Origin of the sequence: Flavobacterium aquidurense (assembly GCF_001404985.1) — a bacterium.
Classification (GTDB): Bacteria; Bacteroidota; Bacteroidia; order Flavobacteriales; family Flavobacteriaceae; genus Flavobacterium; species Flavobacterium aquidurense_B.
Genome location: NZ_JRLF01000009.1, coordinates 580,395 through 599,512, shown reverse-complemented (window position 1 = coordinate 599,512; position 19,118 = coordinate 580,395). Strand labels below are relative to the sequence as shown.

Below are 19,118 nucleotides of genomic sequence, written 5' to 3'. Positions count from 1 at the left end.
TATGATTAAAAACAGCTTTCATAAATTGATTTTAAGTAACTTTTTTATTTATTCCATGTCATTAATCATATTTTAAATTATTGTTGATTTTTAAGCTTTATTTAAGTTTTTGACCTCATTTTTCTTAGTTTAACGGGTTGTTAACATACAATTGTTTATAAAGTTGGTATTTTTATCCAAAGGTCAAATTTAAAGTGTCAAATTTTAAATGCACTTAAGAATCTAATATGAGTTTGCCTAAAATTTAAAAATGAATAATTTTTTGTTTTAGAGTCAATTCTAAATCTGAATTCTAAAGATTGGTTTTATGGTCAATTGTAATTGTGATTGTATTTTGATAATACTTCCAGCGTAAAAGTATTTTTCAGAGGGTAGTTCATAATTTAAAAATTTCATGAAATTAATTTTATGGTTTATTGAAATTTTGTCTTTCGTTTTGACAGAAACAATTTTAATCCTTAATTTTAATATTATGAAAATTTTATTTTTTACGCTATCAGTTTTATTTGCAAATATTGCAATTTCTCAAACACATCAAATTACAAAACACAACGGTGAAGAACTTGATGTTAATTTTATAAAAGTCGAAAATGATTTGGTTTATTATTCCTTCAACGGAAGTGCAGAAGAACATAAAATTAGCAAATATGCAGTTTCAAAAATCACCAATAAACAATCTAATCAAACCCAGAAAGTTTCTGATAAAGTTATAGTAGATTCAAAATCAGATTATAAATTCGTAACTGTTTTATCTCAGGACAAGACAATAGGTCTAAAACAAGTGGCTAGTTTTTCAGGAGTCTCGACAAAGACAAAAGGTGAACCGCCAATTGCAAATCAAAACCAAACTGCGATGAGAATCAAAACGCAATCTGCTTCTAATGGTTATCCATTTGTTAGTATTGTGGACAAAGGAGATGGAAAGTATGAAGCTGTTGCTTATGTGTATTAAATTTAGTGTTAATTTTTATTAAATTACATTTAATCAATAATTTATAATTTAAAAAAAGACTACCTTTATTATTCATTAAAATTTTAATATTATGTCAAAAAACGTAAATACAGTTGCAGCAATTTTAGCTGGTGCTGCAGTAGGAGCAGCGATCGGAATTTTATTTGCTCCGGATAAAGGATCAAAAACCCGTGCTAAATTAAAAGAAGGTTTGGATGACGCAAAACATAATTTACAAGATTCTCTTTCAGCAGGTTCTGAAGTGCTACGTGAAAAATTTGCACATGCAAAAGAAAATCTTGATGGTACATATGGCGAATTACTCTCGAATATGAGTTATAAAACAGAAGAGGTAATCAGTTTTTTAGAATCTAAACTAGCTGATTTAAAAGCACAAAACGCAAAACTTCAAAAATAATAAATCCAGGAAGCACAAAACTAGGTGTGTATTTATAGTTGCTTAGGTTATTTCAATTTTAGAAAAATCTAAATCAATTATCAAATCACGAGTTTTGTGCTTCTTTTTTTAATTTAAATTACAATTATGGCTTTTGAAGAATTAAAAGAAAATACCGAAAATATTCAGGATCAGGCTAAAGTTTATCTGGACAGTCATTTAGCTTATTATAAACTTTGGGGTTTTAAGGTTGCCATGAAATCAACAACTTTAATTTTTAAGTTTACTTTGATTTTATTGTGTTTTAGTATGGTTATGATTTTTGGATCTTTTGCTGCTGCATATGCTTTTGGATCTTTGTTTGAAAGTAATGCACTTGGATTTTTAACGGTAGGAGGGATCTATTTAGTGTTTACAATTTTACTTTTTTTCCTAAAAGATAAAGTTGTCGAAGGTCCTATATTAGAAAAATTTTCAGAAATCTTTTTTAATGACTAATTATGGAAAATAAAAAATACGCATCATACGCAGAAATCGAAAGAGATTTAGAAATTTTAAAACTTGAAAAAGAGATTAATTATCAAAAATTGGTTTTAAGTTTTCAAAGAACCAAAGAATCCATAACACCACAATATATTGTGAGTGGCGTTTTTTCTTCTTACAAAGAATACTTATCAAACTCATATCCCAGAATTTTACAATCAATTTTACCCTATATAATCAATTGGTTTATCAATAAAAAAAGAGGCAATTAAGCCTCTTTTTGTTTTAAATTATTGTTCAGTTTCTGGAATTATATCATCTTCATATCCAGATTGTGGCTGAATTGGTTTTGGTTTTACCACTTTCTTATTGTTTTTCTTCATCATTTCACCAACCTGATTTGATGCTGTAAACGACGCTACCATATTATTTAACATATCGCTTCCGGCTTGAGGAGAGTTTGGTAGCAAGATTAAATTAGAGTTTGCATCTGCACCAATTGCTTGAAGTGTATCATAATGTTGCGTTACAACAATTAATGCAGAAGCTTCTTGAGAATTAATTCCAACGTTATTCAAAACTTCAACACTTTCTACAAGTCCTCTTGCAATTTCACGACGCTGATCTGCAATACCTTGACCTTGTAAACGTTTACTTTCAGCTTCGGCTTTTGCTTTTGCAACGATTCTGATTCTTGAACTTTCAGCTTCAAATTCAGCTGCTGTTTTTTCTCTGTCAGCAGCATTAATTCTGTTCATGGCATTTTTTACCTGAATGTCCGGATCAATATCAGTAACCAAAGTATTGATAATATCATATCCGTAAGTAGTCATTGCTTCATTCAATTCTCTTTTTACTGCAATAGCAATATCATCTTTTCTTTCAAAAACATCATCCAATTTTAGTTTAGGAACTTCGGCACGAACCACATCAAAAACATAAGCCGTAATCTGATCATGCGGATATTCTAGTTTATAAAAAGCATCATATACTTTTTCCTGAATAACTTTAAACTGTACCGAAACTTTCATTTTGATAAAAACGTTGTCTTTGGTTTTGGTTTCGATGATAACATCAAGCTGTTGAATTTTTAGATTTACACGTCCGGCCAATCTGTCAACTATCGGAATTTTAAGTTGCAAACCTGAATTTCTCACGCTATGAAATTTTCCAAATCTTTCTATAATTACTGATGATTGTTGTTTGACAGTAAAGAAGGAAGACATTAAAATAAAAAATCCTAAGACTAAAATGATAATAAATGCTGTACCCATAATGATATTGATTTAGTTTTTATGATCTGGTAAATTACGAATATTCTGCCAATTTCAATTTTTTTAAGTATAAAAAAAACGCTAACAACATTTTATCAATGTGTATTAGCGTTTATAAAAATTAGATTTTTTTATTTTTACTATTAAGATATTAAGTTCATAAAGCTTAACTTAATTTTCTTAATCTCTTAATGGTGAAAATTGTAATATTATAAAGTTGAAATTGCTTTCTGAATTCTTGAAATGGTTTCTTCTTTTCCTATGATTTCAACAATGTCAAATAGGTGAGGACCTTTAAGAGCTCCAACTAAACTTAAACGGAAAGGCTGCATAACTTTACCCATCCCGATTTCGTTCTTAGTTAACCAATCTTTTACGATTGATTCAATATTTGCCGAATCAAAACCGTCAATATATTCGAGAGTAGAAATCAATTCCTGCATTAAAGCCGGTGTTTCTTCTTTCCAATTTTTGCTTGCTTTTTCATCGTAAGATGTTGGAGCCTGGAAAAAGAAATCAGTTAAATCCCAAAATTCAGAAACAAAATGAGCTCTTTCTTTAATCAAAGAAACAATTCTTGTGATGTCAAATTTAGAAATGTCAACGCCTTTTTCTACCAAAATAGGAGAGAAGCTTTTCGCTAAATCTGCATCATTTTGTTTGATTAAATATTGGTGATTGAACCATTTGTTTTTCTCCGGATCAAATTTAGCTCCGGATTTATGAACTCTATTCAGGTCAAAAGCTTCAACTAATTCTTCTAATGAAAATAATTCTTTGTCAGTTCCATCATTCCAACCTAACAAAGCAAGGAAGTTTACAACTGCTTCCGGGAAAAATCCTTTCTCTCTGTAACCAGATGAAATGCCTTCTTCGTTTTTCCATTCTAATGGAAACACAGGAAATCCTAATTTATCACCATCTCTTTTTGATAATTTTCCGTTTCCAACTGGTTTCAAAATCAAAGGTAAATGTGCAAATTCCGGAGCATCCCAACCAAAAGCTCTGTATAATAAAACGTGAAGAGGCATAGATGGCAACCATTCTTCACCACGAATTACATGTGAAGTTTCCATCAAATGATCATCAACAATATTGGCTAAATGATAGGTTGGCATTCCGTCACTTTTAAACAATACTTTATCGTCTAGTAAACTGGTTTCAAATTTTACATCACCACGAATGATATCTTTTAAGTGTAAAGTTTCATCAACCGGAGTTTTAAAACGGATCACATAATGTTCTCCATTTGCAATTCTTTTAGCAACTTCTTCTGATGAAATTACAAGAGAAGTATCCAACTTTTCGCGAATCGTATGATTGTAAATAAATGTTTTTCCTTCAGATTCTTGTTCTTTTCTCAAAGCATCAAGAGCTTCCGGAGTATCAAAAGCATAATATGCCCAACCGGAATTGATCAGTTGATCAGCATAACTTTGGTATAATTCCTTACGATCACTTTGTTTGTATGGACCAAATTTTTCGTTTTTTCCAACAGTTTCTTCAGGAGAAATTCCTAACCATTCCAGCGCTTCCATAATATAAGCTTCGGCACCAGGAACAAAACGAGTCTGATCTGTGTCTTCAATTCTTAGATAAAAAACGCCATTATTTTTTTTGGCAAATAAATAATTAAATAGGGCAGTACGAACTCCGCCAATATGTAAAGGTCCTGTTGGACTTGGTGCAAAACGCACACGAACTTGCTTTGACATTTGTTTAAATTTTGATGCAAAGATACAACATTCGTCAAAAGTCAAAAGTCGAAAGTCTGAAAGCTTTTGCGTTAAGATGGTAACTTTTGACTTTCGACTTTTGACTTTCAAACTTATACTTATAATTAGTACTTTTATGGGTTATAAATAAAACAGATTCACATTGAAAACAACATCTGCTATATATCAAAAGTTAGAAGCATTTATAAAGAAATATTATACCAATGAATTGATAAAAGGAGGACTTCTTTTTATTGGTTTCGGATTATTATATTTTCTGTTTACGCTTTTTATTGAATATTTTCTTTGGTTAAAACCATTAGGAAGAACATTATTATTTTGGATATTTATAGGAGTAGAAGTTTTTCTATTGTTTAGATTTATTTTGTTTCCGATTTTTAAGTTGTTTAAACTTCAAAAAGGAATCGATTATAATCAGGCTTCAGCAATTATTGGAAATCATTTTACTGAAGTAAGTGATAAGCTTACGAACTTTTTGCAATTGTCAGCGTCTGAGAATTCAACAGAAAGTTCAGAGTTGATGTTGGCTTCAATAGAACAAAAAGCAAATTCGTTGCAACCAATTCCGTTTGGGAATGCTATCAATTTTAAAAGCAATAGGAAGTATTTACCATTAGCAATTATTCCAATTTTGCTTTTTGCCGTGTTTTATATTTCTGGAAACAGCAATATAATTTCTCAAAGTTTAAATAGAGTAGTACATTTTAATGCTACCTTTTTACCTCCGGCACCTTTTAAATTTGTGGTTCTAAATCAAAATTTGCAAACAGAACAAAACAAAGATTTCGTTATTAAAATGGAATCTGTTGGAAATGTTGTTCCGGAAAATGTAATGATTCATATTGGCAACGAAAGTTATTTTATGGAATCATCTCAACCTGGAAAGTTTGAATTTAAGATTGAAAAACCGGTATCGAATGTGGAGTTTTCTTTTGAAGGAAATTCAGTTTCATCTGAAGAATACGAATTGAAAGTAATCACGGTTCCATCAATTGCGAACTTTGAAATGGTTCTGAATTTTCCATCTTATCTAAAAAAGAAATCAGAAATCATTCAAGGAACTGGAAATGCAATTGTGCCAGAAGGAACTTTGGTGACTTGGAAAATGAATACGCAATCGACTCAGGAGATTGTTTGGAAGGATGATAAAGCAATTTTCAAGTTCAATAAGGCCGAAAATGAGTTTAAATTGGCTAAAAATATCAGTCAAAATACAGAATATCAAATCCTTACTTCAAATAATAAGATCAAAAACTACGAAAAACTTGATTATCAGCTGTCAGTTATCAAAGATCAGCATCCAACTATTACAGTTTCGCCTGCTCCGGACAGTTTAAAGTTAGATAAGAATTATGTTTTAGGAAGGTTAGGAGATGACTATGGTTTGTCTAAATTACAAGTTGTTTATTACGAACATAACAAACCTAATACCGCCAAGCGTGGAACCATTCCGGTTAAGTCAGGAGTATTTGATCAGTTTGTTTTTAATTTTCCAAGTAACCTTGCTGTGCAGGAAGGAGTATCTTATGAATACTATTTTGAGGTTTTTGATAATGATGCACCTCATGGTTTTAAGAGTACAAAGTCTTCTGTTTTTTCAGACCGGGTTTCTACTACAGATGAAGTTCATGATATGGAATTGCAACAGCAAAATCAGAACATAAACAGTTTATCAAAGTCTTTGAAAAATCAGGAAAAGCAATTTTCTGAAATGGATAAGATCCAAAAATCAGGAAAAGAAAAAGATAATTTAGAGTTTAAAGATCAACTAAAAGTAAATGATTTTATCAAACGTCAGAAACAACAAGACGAGTTGATGAAACAATTTACAGAGAAAATGAACAAGAATCTGGATAAGTTTCAATCTGAAAAGAAAGACAAAACTGCTGATGATTTGCAGAAACGTTTAGATAATGCTGAGAAAGACTTAGAAAAAAATCAGAAGTTAATGGATGAATTGAAGAACTTAAATGATAAATTAAACAGCGAAGAGTTGTTTGATAAAATGGAAAAGTTCAAACAAATCAGCAAGAACCAATCTCGCAACTTGGAGCAATTGGTTGAATTAACGAAACGTTTTTATGTTTCTAAAAAAGCAGAACAAGTTGCAGATAAATTAAAGAAGTTAGCAGAACAACAAGAACAACTTTCGAATAAAGAAAAGGAAAACACTCAGGATAAACAAGAAGATATTAATAAAGCTTTTGATAAAATTCAGGATGACTTAAAGGATTTAAAAGAAGAAAATAAGACTTTAAAATCTCCATTGGATATTCCGAATGATCCTTCGAAAGAGAAAGATTTGAAAGATGATTTAAAGAAAGCTTCTGAAGAATTGAGTAAAAAGAATTCATCTTCGGCAAAACCAAAACAAAAAAGTGCAGCCAAGAAAATGAAAAGTATGGCTGAACAAATGGATTCAAGTATGGAGGGTGGAGAACAAGAACAACTCGAAGAAGATGTTGCAATGCTTCGTCAGGTTCTGGATAATCTATTAGCATATTCTTTATCTCAGGAAGATGTGATGAAACAATTTAAAACCATGAAATTGGGTTCTTCAGCATTTACAAGAAATATTAAAACACAACAAAATTTGAAACAACAATTTAAACATGTTGATGATAGTTTGTTTGCGTTGTCGCTGCGTAACCCAAAAGTTGCCGAAGATGTTACTAAAGAAATAGGGAATGTACAATACAATATAGATAAAGCAATTGAAACTTTAAGTGATGTTCAGGTTCCAAAAGGTGTTTCTCACCAGCAATATGCTGTTTCATCTGCAAATAAATTAGCTGATTTTTTAAGTGATTTATTAAACAACATGCAGATGTCTATGTCAAAACCGGGATCAGGAAAACCAAAACCAGGTGATGGTCAAGGAATGCAATTACCGGATATTATTCAAAAACAAAAAGGTCTTGCTGATAAAATGAAAGAAGGAATGAAACCGGGAGATAAACTTGGGGAAGGTCAACAGGGAAAATCCGGTGAAGGAAAGCAAGGACAAGGAAAAGATGGTAAGGGTAAAAGTGGAGAAGGTAAAGACGGTCAAGGAAATAAAAGTGGCGGAAAAAGTAATGAAGGAAAAGATGGGAATGATGGAGAAGGAGATGCAGAAGCAATAATGGAAATATATAAAGAGCAAGTAAAACTTAGAGAAGCTTTGCAAAAGGAATTGGCAAAACAAGGTTTAGACTCACAAGGAAAATCTGTAATTGATCAAATGAAAGCTTCTGAAAAGCAACTTTTAAATAAAGGTTTTAAGAATGAAAACTTACAGCGTATTCTCAATATTCAACAAGAGCTATTAAAATTAAACAACGCAGTTCAACAACAAGGGCAAGATACAAAGCGTCAGTCTGAAACAAATAAAGCTGAATTTTCTAATAGAACAAATGCGTTACCTAACTCACTATTGGATTATTTAAACAGTGTAGAGATATTAAACAGACAATCACTACCTTTGCGCTCGAATTTTAATCAAAAGGTTCAACAATATTTTAATACAAAATGATCAATTTTAATTACGAAACCGAATTTACTTTAGACAACGAACAAGCCTTTGCTGATTGGCTAAGTGCTGTAATCGTTTCTGAAAATAAAAACGAAGGAGAGATAAACTACATATTTTGTGATGATGAATATCTTCATAAGATAAATGTAGAATATCTAAATCATGATACACTAACAGATATTATCAGTTTTGATTATACTGTTGGCAATGAATTAAACGGAGATATATTTGTTTCTGTTGAGAGAGTAGAAGATAATGCTAAGGATTTTAATGTTTCTTTTATAGAAGAATTAAAACGAGTTTTGGCTCATGGTATACTTCATTATTGTGGATACAAAGACAAAAGTGATTCTGAAGCTGAACTTATGCGTTCAAAAGAGGATGAGAAAATTACAATGTTTCACGTGGAACAGTAATTAAACCACTCTTTATTTTGATAAGAATTGTGTTCCACGTGAAACATAATGTAACCTAAAGTTTGAAACAGTATAATTGTTCCACGTGAAACGTTTGATATTTTTTGTTTTGAAAAAGATATAAATGTATTTCATGTGAAACACTTCTGAAAGTTCGATTGATTTTTGAAACTTCAAATGATAAATGTTTTACGTGGAACATAAGTTGATTGACAGCTTGGATTTTTGAAATAAGCAAGGATGTTTCACGTGGAACATGAAATTTGTTTTGAAGATTTTATCGAGAACTTGTCAATGTAGAATGTTTTAATCTGTTCCACGTGGAACAGCTTTTTGTGATCTAGGAAGTGTTTGATGTTTCTAGATTGTGTTTTTTGAACTTGAAGAGTTTGAATTTTGCGCGTTAGCGCCGTTCCACGTGGAACAAAAGAATGAAAAAATAATTCTGAGGATCGCCTTAAACGGTTTGCAGAGAATAATAAAACAAAATGTTTTTAGAAGAATACGATGTTATTGTAGTTGGTGCAGGTCATGCTGGATCTGAAGCCGCGGCAGCGGCCGCAAATTTGGGATCGAAAACTTTATTGGTTACCATGAGTCTGCAGAACATTGCACAGATGTCTTGCAACCCAGCGATGGGAGGAATTGCAAAAGGACAAATTGTGCGTGAGATTGATGCGCTTGGAGGATATTCAGGAATTGTTTCCGACCGCACGGCAATTCAATTCAAGATGTTGAACAAATCAAAAGGACCTGCAATGTGGTCGCCGAGAGTTCAAAGTGATCGAATGCGTTTTGCCGAAGAATGGAGAATGATGTTGGAGGGAACCCCAAATCTTGATTTCTACCAGGAGATGGTGAAAGGTTTGATTATCGAGGACGGAAAGATAAAAGGAATCAGAACTTCGCTAGGAGTAGAAATTCGATCTAAATCTGTTGTGTTGACAAATGGAACTTTCTTGAATGGTTTGATCCATATTGGAGAAAAACAATTTGGAGGAGGAAGAGCAGGAGAAAGTGCCGCAACAGGAATTACCGAAGATTTGGTAAAAGTCGGATTTGAATCAGGAAGAATGAAAACAGGAACGCCACCACGAGTTGATGGACGTTCTTTGGATTATTCTAAAATGAACGAAGAAAAAGGAGATGCGAAACCGGATAAGTTTTCTTATTCGGATTTGACCGTTCCGCTAACGCATCAAAGATCTTGTCACATGACGTACACGTCATTGGATGTTCATGATATTTTGAGAGAAGGTTTTGATCGTTCACCAATGTTCAACGGAAGAATCAAAAGTATCGGACCAAGATATTGCCCTTCGATAGAAGATAAGATTAATCGTTTTGCTGATAAAGAACGTCACCAGTTATTTGTTGAGCCGGAAGGTTGGAATACTTGTGAGGTTTATGTAAATGGATTTTCGACTTCGCTTCCGGAGGATATTCAATTTAAAGCTTTGAGTTCTGTTGCTGGTTTTGAGAAGGTGAAATTTTTCCGTCCAGGTTATGCGATCGAATATGACTATTTCCCGCCAACTCAATTGAAACATACTTTGGAGACAAAGTTAGTTGAAGGTTTATATTTTGCCGGACAAATAAACGGAACGACAGGATATGAAGAAGCAGCTTCGCAAGGATTGATGGCTGGAATAAATGCGCATTTAAAAGTGCATGAAAAAGCGCCGTTGATTTTAAAACGTGATGAAGCTTATATCGGAGTTTTGATCGACGACTTGATTACGAAAGGAACGGAAGAACCATATCGTATGTTTACGTCAAGAGCAGAATATAGAACATTGTTGCGTCAAGATAATGCCGACTTTAGATTAACGCCAATGTCGCATGAAATTGGTTTGGCTTCTGAAGCTCGTTTGCGCAGAATGGAAAAGAAATTAAACGAATCTGAAAAGATGGTTGCTTTCTTTAGAGAGACGAGTGTTTCTGTTGCAGAGACAAATCCAATTCTCGAAGCGAAAGAAACTGCTCCAATTACACAAGGAGATAAAATGTTTAAAGTTTTCTCTCGCCCACAGATTGATCTAGAAGATATGATGAAATTTGAAAAAGTCAAAGAGTACATCGAAGCTAATGATGTAGATCAGGAAATTTTAGAGCAAGCAGAAATTCAGGTGAAATATTCCGGATATATTGAAAAGGAAAGAAACAATGCTGATAAACTTACGCGTTTAGAAGAAGTGAAAATCCCAGAGAATTTCGATTATAATAAAATTAAATCAATGTCGATTGAAGCAAAACAAAAATTGAGCAAGATTCGTCCTGTAACAATTTCTCAAGCTTCAAGAATAAGCGGAGTGTCACCAAGTGATATTTCGGTTTTGTTGATTTATATGGGAAGGTAATAAAAGTGATCAGTCTCAGTATTTAGTTTTCAGTGAAGCTGGATACTGAATACTGAGATCGTTTATTGAATTGTTCCACGTGAAACTATTTTTATACGTTTCATTTTTTGTAGAGATGCACAGCAGTGCATCTAATGTGTGGTATATATTATTGCAGATAAAAAGTATTGGAACCGATACAAACCTGATATGATTAAATTGTTCCACGTGAAACTATTTTGAAATAAATTGTTTTAGGAAAGTATTTAATCAGATAGTTTGTCATTCCGAGGAACGAGGAATCTCAGTAAGTAACTCCGCAATCAGAAGAAACAATCTTTGTCGAAATGATAAAAGAAATAATGACAAAGAAAAAGTCTAAAATTTCGCCAATAGGAAGATTATTGAAAAAGATGTTTTGACGTTGGAAGAAAAAGATTCCTTAATGCAACTTTGGAATAATGAATATCCAGAGCGATTACATTTGAATAGTATTGAAGATTTTGATTTGTATTTAAATGGACTTGCCAACACAAAACATTATTTGTTAATTGATGATTCAAACAAAATAAATTGGTTGGAGTTTTACTTTTTTGAGAGAAGATGAAAATTGGTTTGCAATAATTTTAGATCATCAAATTCAAGGAAAAGGAAATGGTTCACTTTTGATGAATGAAATAAAAAGTAAAAATGATTGTTTGAATGGTTGGGTTGTCGATCATGAAAATGAAGTAAAACAAAATGGAGATTTATATAAATCTCCAATGCCGTTTTATATTAAAAACGGTTTTACAATTATTGCAGAGAAAAGAATTGAAAATGAAAAAATGTCGGCTGTAAAAATAAATTGGAAACCCTAGAAGAAAAAATAAATATAAAAATTAATAAGCCCTAAAAGTGAAATTTTGCTTTTAGGGTTTGCTATGAAATTAAACCAAATACCTATAATTAAAAAATGGACGTTTTAAACAAAAAACATTTTCTTACTGTAAAAGACCATTCTGTTTCTAAAGAAATTTTCGAATTGTATTATGATGAAGCTTTAGATATGCTTATTACATCTCCACAACCTGATTTAGAAAATCTGGGGAAATATTATGAAAGCGAAGATTATATTTCGCACACGGATAATAAAAGATCGTTATTTGAAAAAGCATATCACTTTGTGAAAAATATTGCGCTAAAAAACAAACTGAATTTGATTAATAGTGAGCAACCTCAAAAGGGAAGAATTTTAGATATTGGTGCCGGAACCGGAGATTTTTTATTAACGGCAAAAAATGACGGTTGGGAAACTGTTGGAGTAGAACCAAGCGAACGAGCAAAAAATATTGCGATACAAAAAGGAATTTCTTTTGTGAATGAAATTAATGCTCTTGAAAATAATTCATTTGATGTGATTACAATGTGGCACGTTTTAGAACACGTTCCAAATTTAGAATTACAAATTCAGGAATTGAAGCGTTTATTAAAACCAACTGGAACATTAATTGTTGCGGTTCCAAATTTCAAATCCTACGACGCGAAACATTATAAAGCTTTTTGGGCAGCTTATGATGTGCCAATTCATTTTTGGCATTTTTCAAAAAAAGCCATTCAATCTCTTTTTGAAAAAGTGGATATGAAATTGGAAAAAGTACTTCCAATGAAATTTGATTCTTTTTACGTGAGTTTATTATCGGAGAAATACAAAACCGGAAAAATGAATTATCTGAGTGCATTTTTTATTGGTTTAAAATCAAATTTAAAAGCAAGCAGTACAAAAGAGTATTCATCGCACATTTATGTCTTAAAAAACAGCTAAAACGTAAAATAAGCGCGTTTACGGAACTTTTTTACTTGTAACGAGGGAAAGTATCCTTTTTTTTGAGAAAACACTTCTAATTAAAGCTATAAAAGCCACTTTTGATAGTGGTTTTTTATGCTTTAGTAAGCTTCCATAAATAAAAACAATACCGTAAAAAACAAGCTTTTTTTGAGATTTTACTGTGATTTTTATGATTCAATATTTAAACTTGATATTATAAAATGGCAGAATTTTTTATGTGGTAATATTTTTTTTAACTTAAAAAAAGAAAATGCACTTATTGAAATTTTACTTGAATTTAAATTACGAAAATTATAGAACAGAAGAATGAATTTTTATTCATTCTTTTTTGTTTAGGTGAAATCTCAGCGTGTATTATACAAAAGAGAATTTTAGTTCAGCATTTGCCTTCTAAAACAGCTAAAAAGCAAAATAAACGCATTTCTGGCAACTTTTTAGATCAAGCGAAGGGAAATTATGTCTTTTTTGAGAAAGTGTTTCTAATAAAAGCTATGAAAGTCACTTTTGATAAAGTTGAATTATTGACATTTTTCTTTCGATAAATAAAAACAATATCATAAAATTAGAGCATTTTTTAAACTTTATGTTGATGCTATTTATTTTTTTATATTTTTGTCTTCAATACATTAAAAAAAAATAGAAATTCAAAAAATGAAAAAAGCATTAGTAATTATCGCACTTTCAATTTTCGCCGTTTCATGTAATAAAACTGCAGAAGTTAAGGAAGTAAAAACAGCTTACGTAGATACTTCAGTTTTAATGAAAGAGTACACTGAAGCAAAAGACCTTGAAGCTAAATACAAAGCTCAAGCCGAAGAAAAAGGAAGACAACTACAAGCTGAGATTACACGTTTTAAACAAGACGCTGCTAATTTTCAAAGTCAGGCACAAGCAAATGGACAAGCCTGGGCTCAACAAAGAGGTGCTGAGTTGCAAAAAAGAGAACAACAATTGGGTTATGCTCAACAAGCTTTGTCTCAACAATTGCAACAAGAAAGTGGTGTTGAAATGGATTCTCTAGTAAGTGGAGTGAAAAAATTCATCAAAGATTACGGTAAGAAAAACGGTTATTCTTATATCTATGGTACTGGTGATGCTGCGTCAATTTTATATGCTGAAGAGAAATACGATATTACAAAAGATATCATTAAAGCTTTGAACGACAAATATAAAGCTGAACCAAAAACAGACGAAAAACCTGCAGTAAAAGAAGGAGAAGCTGCTAAAAAATAATACCAAACTAACTAATTAAATTAAAAACCTAAATCTGTACAGATTTAGGTTTTTTCTTTTATAAAAATGCGATACTTTTAGTTTTCAATATACGCCCAATGCAAAACGTTACAGAAGCAGCAGCTTACACCTTACAGTTCATCAATCAAACGCAAAAATCGATCTTCCTGACTGGTAAAGCAGGAACAGGAAAAACTACGCTTTTACGCGAAATCATTGCTACAACCCACAAAAATACGGTAGTAGTGGCACCAACGGGAATTGCGGCGCTTAATGCGGGCGGAGTAACGATTCATTCTATGTTTCAGTTGCCATTTTCTGCCTTTATACCGTCATATGATGAAGCATCTCAGTTTACTGAAACGGTAAAATTTGAGAATAAGGAAACCTTGCGCAGACATTTTAAAATGAACAATGTAAAGCGTAATGTGATCCGAAACATGGAGCTTTTGATTATTGATGAAGTAAGTATGCTTCGTGCTGATTTGCTGGATGCTATCGATTTTATGATGCAAACGGTGCGTAAAAATTCACGTCCTTTTGGTGGAGTTCAGGTACTTTTTATTGGAGATTTATTGCAGCTTCCGCCTGTAATCAGGGACGAAGAATGGCGAACTTTGCGCAATTATTATAAGGGGAAATTCTTTTTTCATTCACATGTTATTCAGCAATATCCGCCGTTATATATTGAATTATCAAAGATTTACCGTCAGTCTGACGATACATTTATTTCGGTTTTAAACAATCTTCGAAACAATCAGATTACACCTCAGGATATTCAGGTTTTGAACCAATATGTGAAACCTGATTTTGACTTAAAAAATAATCCCGGATATATAACTCTTACCACGCATAATGCTAAAGCTGATTCGATTAACGAATTGGCAATTGTCGATTTAGCTGGAAATGAATTTGCTTATCAACCGTTTATTGTGGGAGATTTTCCGGAAAAAATATTTCCGGTAGAAGAAAATTTAAAACTTAAAATTGGCGCACAAGTCATGTTTGTAAAGAATGATTTGTCTTTTGAAAAGCGCTATTTCAACGGAAAAATGGGAGTTGTAAAATCACTTTCGCCAGAAGAAATTTTTATACATTTTCCGGAAGAAAATAAAACCATTGAAGTTGAGAAATACGAGTGGAAAAACATTCGATACAAAGTAAACGATCTTACGAAAGAAGTCGAAGAAGAGGTTTTGGGTACATTTGCGCATTATCCGTTAAAATTAGCATGGGCAATAACCGTTCATAAAAGTCAGGGATTAACTTTTGAGAAAGCTGCGCTCGATGTATCGCAAGTTTTTTTACCCGGACAGGCATATGTTGCTTTATCGCGTTTAACGTCCTTAAACGGGCTTATTTTACTTTCTCCGCTACAGATGAATGGTATTTCTAACGATCAGGATGTGATGGATTACGCTTTAAATAAAGCCACCGAAGAAGTTTTGAAACATTCTTTGCATTTTGAAACCAAAAATTTTATTCATAACTATTTGATTAACAGTTTTAATTGGGCTGATTTGGCTCAGGAATGGCGTAATCATCGTTTTAGCTATAATGAAAATGCAGCAACTTCCGAAAAATCTAAACATTCGACTTGGGCACATAAACGTTTAGAAATCATTGATTCGCTGGCAGACCCTGCACAAAAATTTGTAAATCAGCTTAATAAAATTTTCAATAAAGAAACCGTCGATCTCTTTTTTGTTCAGGAAAGAGTAGTGGCAGCGTATGACTATTTTTTTAAGGCAATGGACAAATTAGTTACGGATCTTTTGAATAAAATGGCCGAAATTCAGAAATTTAAAAAAGTTAAAGAGTTTTATGAAGAGCTGGCTTTTCTAGATGATCTGCAAACTAAAGCTGTTTTGCGTTTAATGAAGGCCAAATTGCTCATAGAAATCGTTGTTGCAGGAGAAACCATCTGTAAAGAAAAATTGACGTCTACAGCGATTAAAAACTACAAATTAGATAAGATTGCAAAGATCCACGAGGAATTTAATATGAGCAATACGGATATTTTTAAATCCGAAGAACCGGTACGCTATACGGCAAGAAAATTGGATAAAACCGTACCAAAGGCTGAAAAGAAAACAACTGTCGAGGAAACCCACGATTTGTGGCTTGCAAAAAACTCGATTGAAGATATTGCGCGAATGCGAAAATTGACCGTTCAAACAATCGAAACGCATTTGGTTAAACTAATTCAAGCTAAGAAAGTCGAAATCTCAGATGTTTTGCCGTATGATAAAATCCTGGCTCTTCGAGAAGCTTTTCAGTTTTATCAGGAAGAATCGCTGAATCCGTTGAAAGAAAAATACGGAGATGAATTTACTTGGGACGAACTTAAAATGTTCAAAGCCAGTATAAATTAATTTTAGATTTTGTATATTGGATAAAGAATCTTAAAAGCAAGTATACTAACATTATGTAAAATAGAAATATGAAAAAATTACTATATATCCTATTCATAGGCATTTCCATTCAAAATGTGTCAGGACAGGATCTTAAACCAGAATATCAAAAGTTCATTAAAAACTTTATTGATAATGTGAAAAATGATAGGAAAGAGGCTGTTGCCGAGGCTATTAAATATCCTTTAAGCAGAGAAAATCCCATTCCGAGTATTAAAAATAAAGCACAGTTTGTAAAAAGATATAATGAAATTTTTGATACTAAACTGAAAGCTGAAATTTCAAAATCGAATGCCGCAAAAGACTGGTCGGAGGTAGGATGGCGCGGTATAATGCTAAATCAGGGAACTTTGTGGATCGATACTGACGGAAAAGTTTTCTCTATTAATTATCAGTCAAAAGTAGAAAACGATCTCAAAAACAAATTACTAGCGTCTGAAAAAAGTAAACTTCACCCTTCAATTGCTAAGTTCAAAGAACCGCAAATTATCTTAGAAACATCTAAATTCAGAGTCCGAATTGATGACTTAGGAAATGATAATTACAGATATGCTTCGTGGTCAATAAAACAATCAATGAGCGAAAAGCCGGATTTAATCATTACAAACGGAAAATGGTTTCAGGACGGAACGGGTGGTAATCATCATTATGATTTCAAAAAAGGTAATTTCCTTTACCAGTGTTACATTACAGTTTTGGGAACAAAAGATTCAGCACCAGCTAACTTAACTATTTATCAGAACGGAAAAGAAATTCTAAATCAGGATGCTAAAATTGTTCCACGATAAACAAAAAGCCTATTTGCAGACACAAATAGGCTTTTTTGGTTTTAATTTTCAGCTTTAACTTTATCCAGTTTTTTTTGCTGTTCTATTTTTTTTAGTTTGAGCTTTTGAATTTCAAGATCTTGCTCTTTTAATTTAATCTGTTGTTTTTGAAGATCTTCCTGAGAAATCGAACTGGAGTTTATCTTTGATTCCAATTTTTGTTTGTTTGATTCTAATTTATCAATTTTCTTGTTGGTAGCTGCAATATCATTTTCAGAATTTTTGAGATCTTTTTGATGTTTTTCGAGCTTTTTTTGTTCCTTTTTTAAATCAGATTGCTCTTGGCTAAGCTTTTTGTGATAATCATCTGTTGATTTTTGAGATTCCTTATCTGCTTTTTTCTGTGCTAGTTCCTGAGCTTTTACACTAGTCAATATCGTCTGAGCAATAAAAGTATTTGAACTTAGAATAAGTATTGATACAAAGAATAATTTGAGTGTGTATTTCATGTTTTTTGTTCTTTAAAAGTGTAGAACAAAAATAGATTTACAGCTATGAAAACTAGGTCAGATAAGGTTTTTTTAAAGACAAAATAAGACAAAAAAAATCCTAATCGTTAAGGATTAGGATTTTGATATTATAGTGATTCAATTAGAATCCAGGCATCTGGATTTTCACCTTTTTGAATTTCTTTCTGTGCTTTTTCGGCTTCAGCCATAGTAGCATAACTACCGTACAATACAGGGAATAAACCATGTTTGTTTTCGCCTAGCATTCTTGCTTTAAAACCATCCTTAATCAATTGATTATAGGCTTTTCTTGCATTTTGCTCGCTTCTAAAAGCGCCTGCCATAATATGATAAGGCATTGCTTTCTCTTCGGCAGCTTCTACTTTTGCTGAATCTACAGAAAGTGTTACAGCCGGTAACGGATTTTGAATCAGGAATGTAGCTTCCTGTATTTTGTTTTGTACTTTTTTCTGAACAGCACTTTCAACAATAAGTGTTTTGGTAGCTATTTGATTTTGATATAATGGATATCCTATACTTCCGGTAATTCCTAATCCTAAAACAAAAATTGCAGCATATTTCAAGAATGAATTAGAAGATCTTCCTTCTTCTTCAAATAAGGCAATAGGCTCTCTTTCTTCAATTTCCCTGATTTTTTTCTCAAAATTTTCTTTTTTCACAATTGGTGAAACAAACGGACTTAATCCGAAAGAACTTGTTAGGAAATTGGTTTGATCATTGGGTGTGAAGATTATATTTTTCTCAGAATTTAAACGAATTTCACCAATATTTTTAAGGCTTATTGTGCCATTTTCATCTAAGGTTTTTTTCCAGCTCTGAACTTCAAAAGCAATGGCACTTACAGCAAAACCGTAAGATGTTTTTTCTCCGTTTGCGATATGATTTGCCAATAGCCCGTCATTGTTTTTCAAATGGCTATTAAAAGAGATCATTTTCTTGGGTGGAAAAAACGAATTTGTGCTTTCATTAAGCTGAGCCGAGTGAATTTCGGTTAAAAATGCTCCAAACCCTGGAACCGTTACACACTGATAACGATACAATAACTGTGCTATGTAAGTTTCGATTTTCATAGTAACAAAGTTATGCAACGAATATAGTTATCAAAATTTTATTCACAATTTTTATTAACAATTCGAATATTTTTACAGATAATTAATTTTCAGTTAGTTATAATGAATAATCTTTTTTCTCATTTTAGAAATAATATTTAAATTTGTTATTTTTGGAAGAATTTA

The 19,118-nt window shown here is 32.1% G+C and carries 16 protein-coding genes; 12 read left to right on the top strand and 4 right to left on the bottom strand.

Annotated elements, in window-relative coordinates; translation table 11 throughout:
- Positions 1-472 precede the first annotated feature (472 nt).
- The 4 genes from RC62_RS08545 to RC62_RS08530 all read left to right on the top strand — a co-directional run bounded on the left by RC62_RS08545 (position 473) and on the right by RC62_RS08530 (position 2,104).
- Positions 473-952: a hypothetical protein gene (locus RC62_RS08545; protein ID WP_055094552.1), complete on the top strand. Its 480-nt coding sequence runs from the start codon at positions 473-475 to the stop codon at positions 950-952.
- 91 nt (positions 953-1,043) lie between these two features.
- Complete coding sequence (locus tag RC62_RS08540; RefSeq protein WP_055094495.1) at positions 1,044-1,370, top strand: YtxH domain-containing protein; 327 nt, start codon at positions 1,044-1,046, stop codon at positions 1,368-1,370.
- A gap of 126 nt (positions 1,371-1,496) precedes the next feature.
- Complete coding sequence (locus tag RC62_RS08535) at positions 1,497-1,847, top strand: hypothetical protein (RefSeq protein ID WP_055094493.1); 351 nt, start codon at positions 1,497-1,499, stop codon at positions 1,845-1,847.
- Positions 1,848-1,849: 2 nt separating this feature from the next.
- Positions 1,850-2,104 (top strand): DUF6327 family protein, encoded by a 255-nt coding sequence (locus RC62_RS08530; RefSeq protein ID WP_055094490.1) that lies wholly within the window; start codon positions 1,850-1,852, stop codon positions 2,102-2,104.
- 18 nt (positions 2,105-2,122) lie between these two features.
- Here RC62_RS08530 and RC62_RS08525 read toward each other — a convergent pair whose 3' ends face one another.
- Together RC62_RS08525 and gltX are read right to left on the bottom strand one after the other, a co-directional pair.
- Positions 2,123-3,106 carry an SPFH domain-containing protein gene (locus tag RC62_RS08525; RefSeq protein WP_055094487.1) on the bottom strand — a complete coding sequence of 328 codons (984 nt, stop codon included), beginning with the start codon at positions 3,104-3,106 and terminating at the stop codon, positions 2,123-2,125.
- Positions 3,107-3,315: 209 nt separating this feature from the next.
- On the bottom strand, positions 3,316-4,821 hold the full coding sequence (gene gltX, locus RC62_RS08520; RefSeq protein WP_055094486.1) for a glutamate--tRNA ligase: 1,506 nt from the start codon (positions 4,819-4,821) through the stop codon (positions 3,316-3,318).
- Between the two features lie 163 nt (positions 4,822-4,984).
- On the opposite strand from gltX, the gene RC62_RS08515 reads away from it, so the two are divergent.
- The 8 genes from RC62_RS08515 (at position 4,985) to RC62_RS08480 (ending at position 17,374) form a co-directional block, all read left to right on the top strand.
- Positions 4,985-8,356 carry an O-antigen polymerase gene (locus RC62_RS08515; RefSeq protein WP_055094484.1) on the top strand — a complete coding sequence of 1,124 codons (3,372 nt, stop codon included), beginning with the start codon at positions 4,985-4,987 and terminating at the stop codon, positions 8,354-8,356.
- Positions 8,353-8,772, top strand: coding sequence for an rRNA maturation RNase YbeY (ybeY, locus tag RC62_RS08510; RefSeq protein WP_055094482.1), 420 nt, complete (start codon positions 8,353-8,355; stop codon positions 8,770-8,772). The genes RC62_RS08515 and ybeY overlap by 4 nt, the downstream gene beginning before the upstream one ends.
- Before the next feature lie 488 nt (positions 8,773-9,260).
- Positions 9,261-11,132, top strand: coding sequence for a tRNA uridine-5-carboxymethylaminomethyl(34) synthesis enzyme MnmG (gene mnmG, locus RC62_RS08505; protein ID WP_055094480.1), 1,872 nt, complete (start codon positions 9,261-9,263; stop codon positions 11,130-11,132).
- A 572-nt stretch (positions 11,133-11,704) separates the two neighbouring features.
- Positions 11,705-11,971 carry a hypothetical protein gene (locus RC62_RS23095; protein WP_245176801.1) on the top strand — a complete coding sequence of 89 codons (267 nt, stop codon included), beginning with the start codon at positions 11,705-11,707 and terminating at the stop codon, positions 11,969-11,971.
- Positions 11,972-12,066: 95 nt separating this feature from the next.
- Positions 12,067-12,915, top strand: a complete 849-nt coding sequence (locus tag RC62_RS08495) for a class I SAM-dependent methyltransferase (RefSeq protein ID WP_055094478.1) — start codon at positions 12,067-12,069, stop codon at positions 12,913-12,915.
- Positions 12,916-13,590: 675 nt separating this feature from the next.
- The gene (locus RC62_RS08490; protein WP_055094476.1) at positions 13,591-14,172 is read left to right on the top strand and encodes an OmpH family outer membrane protein; all 582 of its coding nucleotides are present in this window, start codon (positions 13,591-13,593) and stop codon (positions 14,170-14,172) included.
- A gap of 98 nt (positions 14,173-14,270) precedes the next feature.
- On the top strand, positions 14,271-16,547 hold the full coding sequence (locus RC62_RS08485) for a helix-turn-helix domain-containing protein (protein ID WP_055094474.1): 2,277 nt from the start codon (positions 14,271-14,273) through the stop codon (positions 16,545-16,547).
- Between the two features lie 68 nt (positions 16,548-16,615).
- Positions 16,616-17,374, top strand: a complete 759-nt coding sequence (locus RC62_RS08480; RefSeq protein ID WP_055094472.1) for a hypothetical protein — start codon at positions 16,616-16,618, stop codon at positions 17,372-17,374.
- A 41-nt stretch (positions 17,375-17,415) separates the two neighbouring features.
- On the opposite strand, the gene RC62_RS08475 is transcribed toward RC62_RS08480, so the two are convergent.
- Both RC62_RS08475 and RC62_RS08470 read right to left on the bottom strand, forming a co-directional pair.
- Entirely contained in the window at positions 17,416-17,862 is a 447-nt protein-coding gene (locus RC62_RS08475; RefSeq protein ID WP_055094470.1) for a hypothetical protein, read from the bottom strand.
- Positions 17,863-17,990: 128 nt separating this feature from the next.
- Positions 17,991-18,953 (bottom strand): SPOR domain-containing protein, encoded by a 963-nt coding sequence (locus RC62_RS08470; protein WP_055094468.1) that lies wholly within the window; start codon positions 18,951-18,953, stop codon positions 17,991-17,993.
- Positions 18,954-19,118 lie beyond the last annotated feature (165 nt).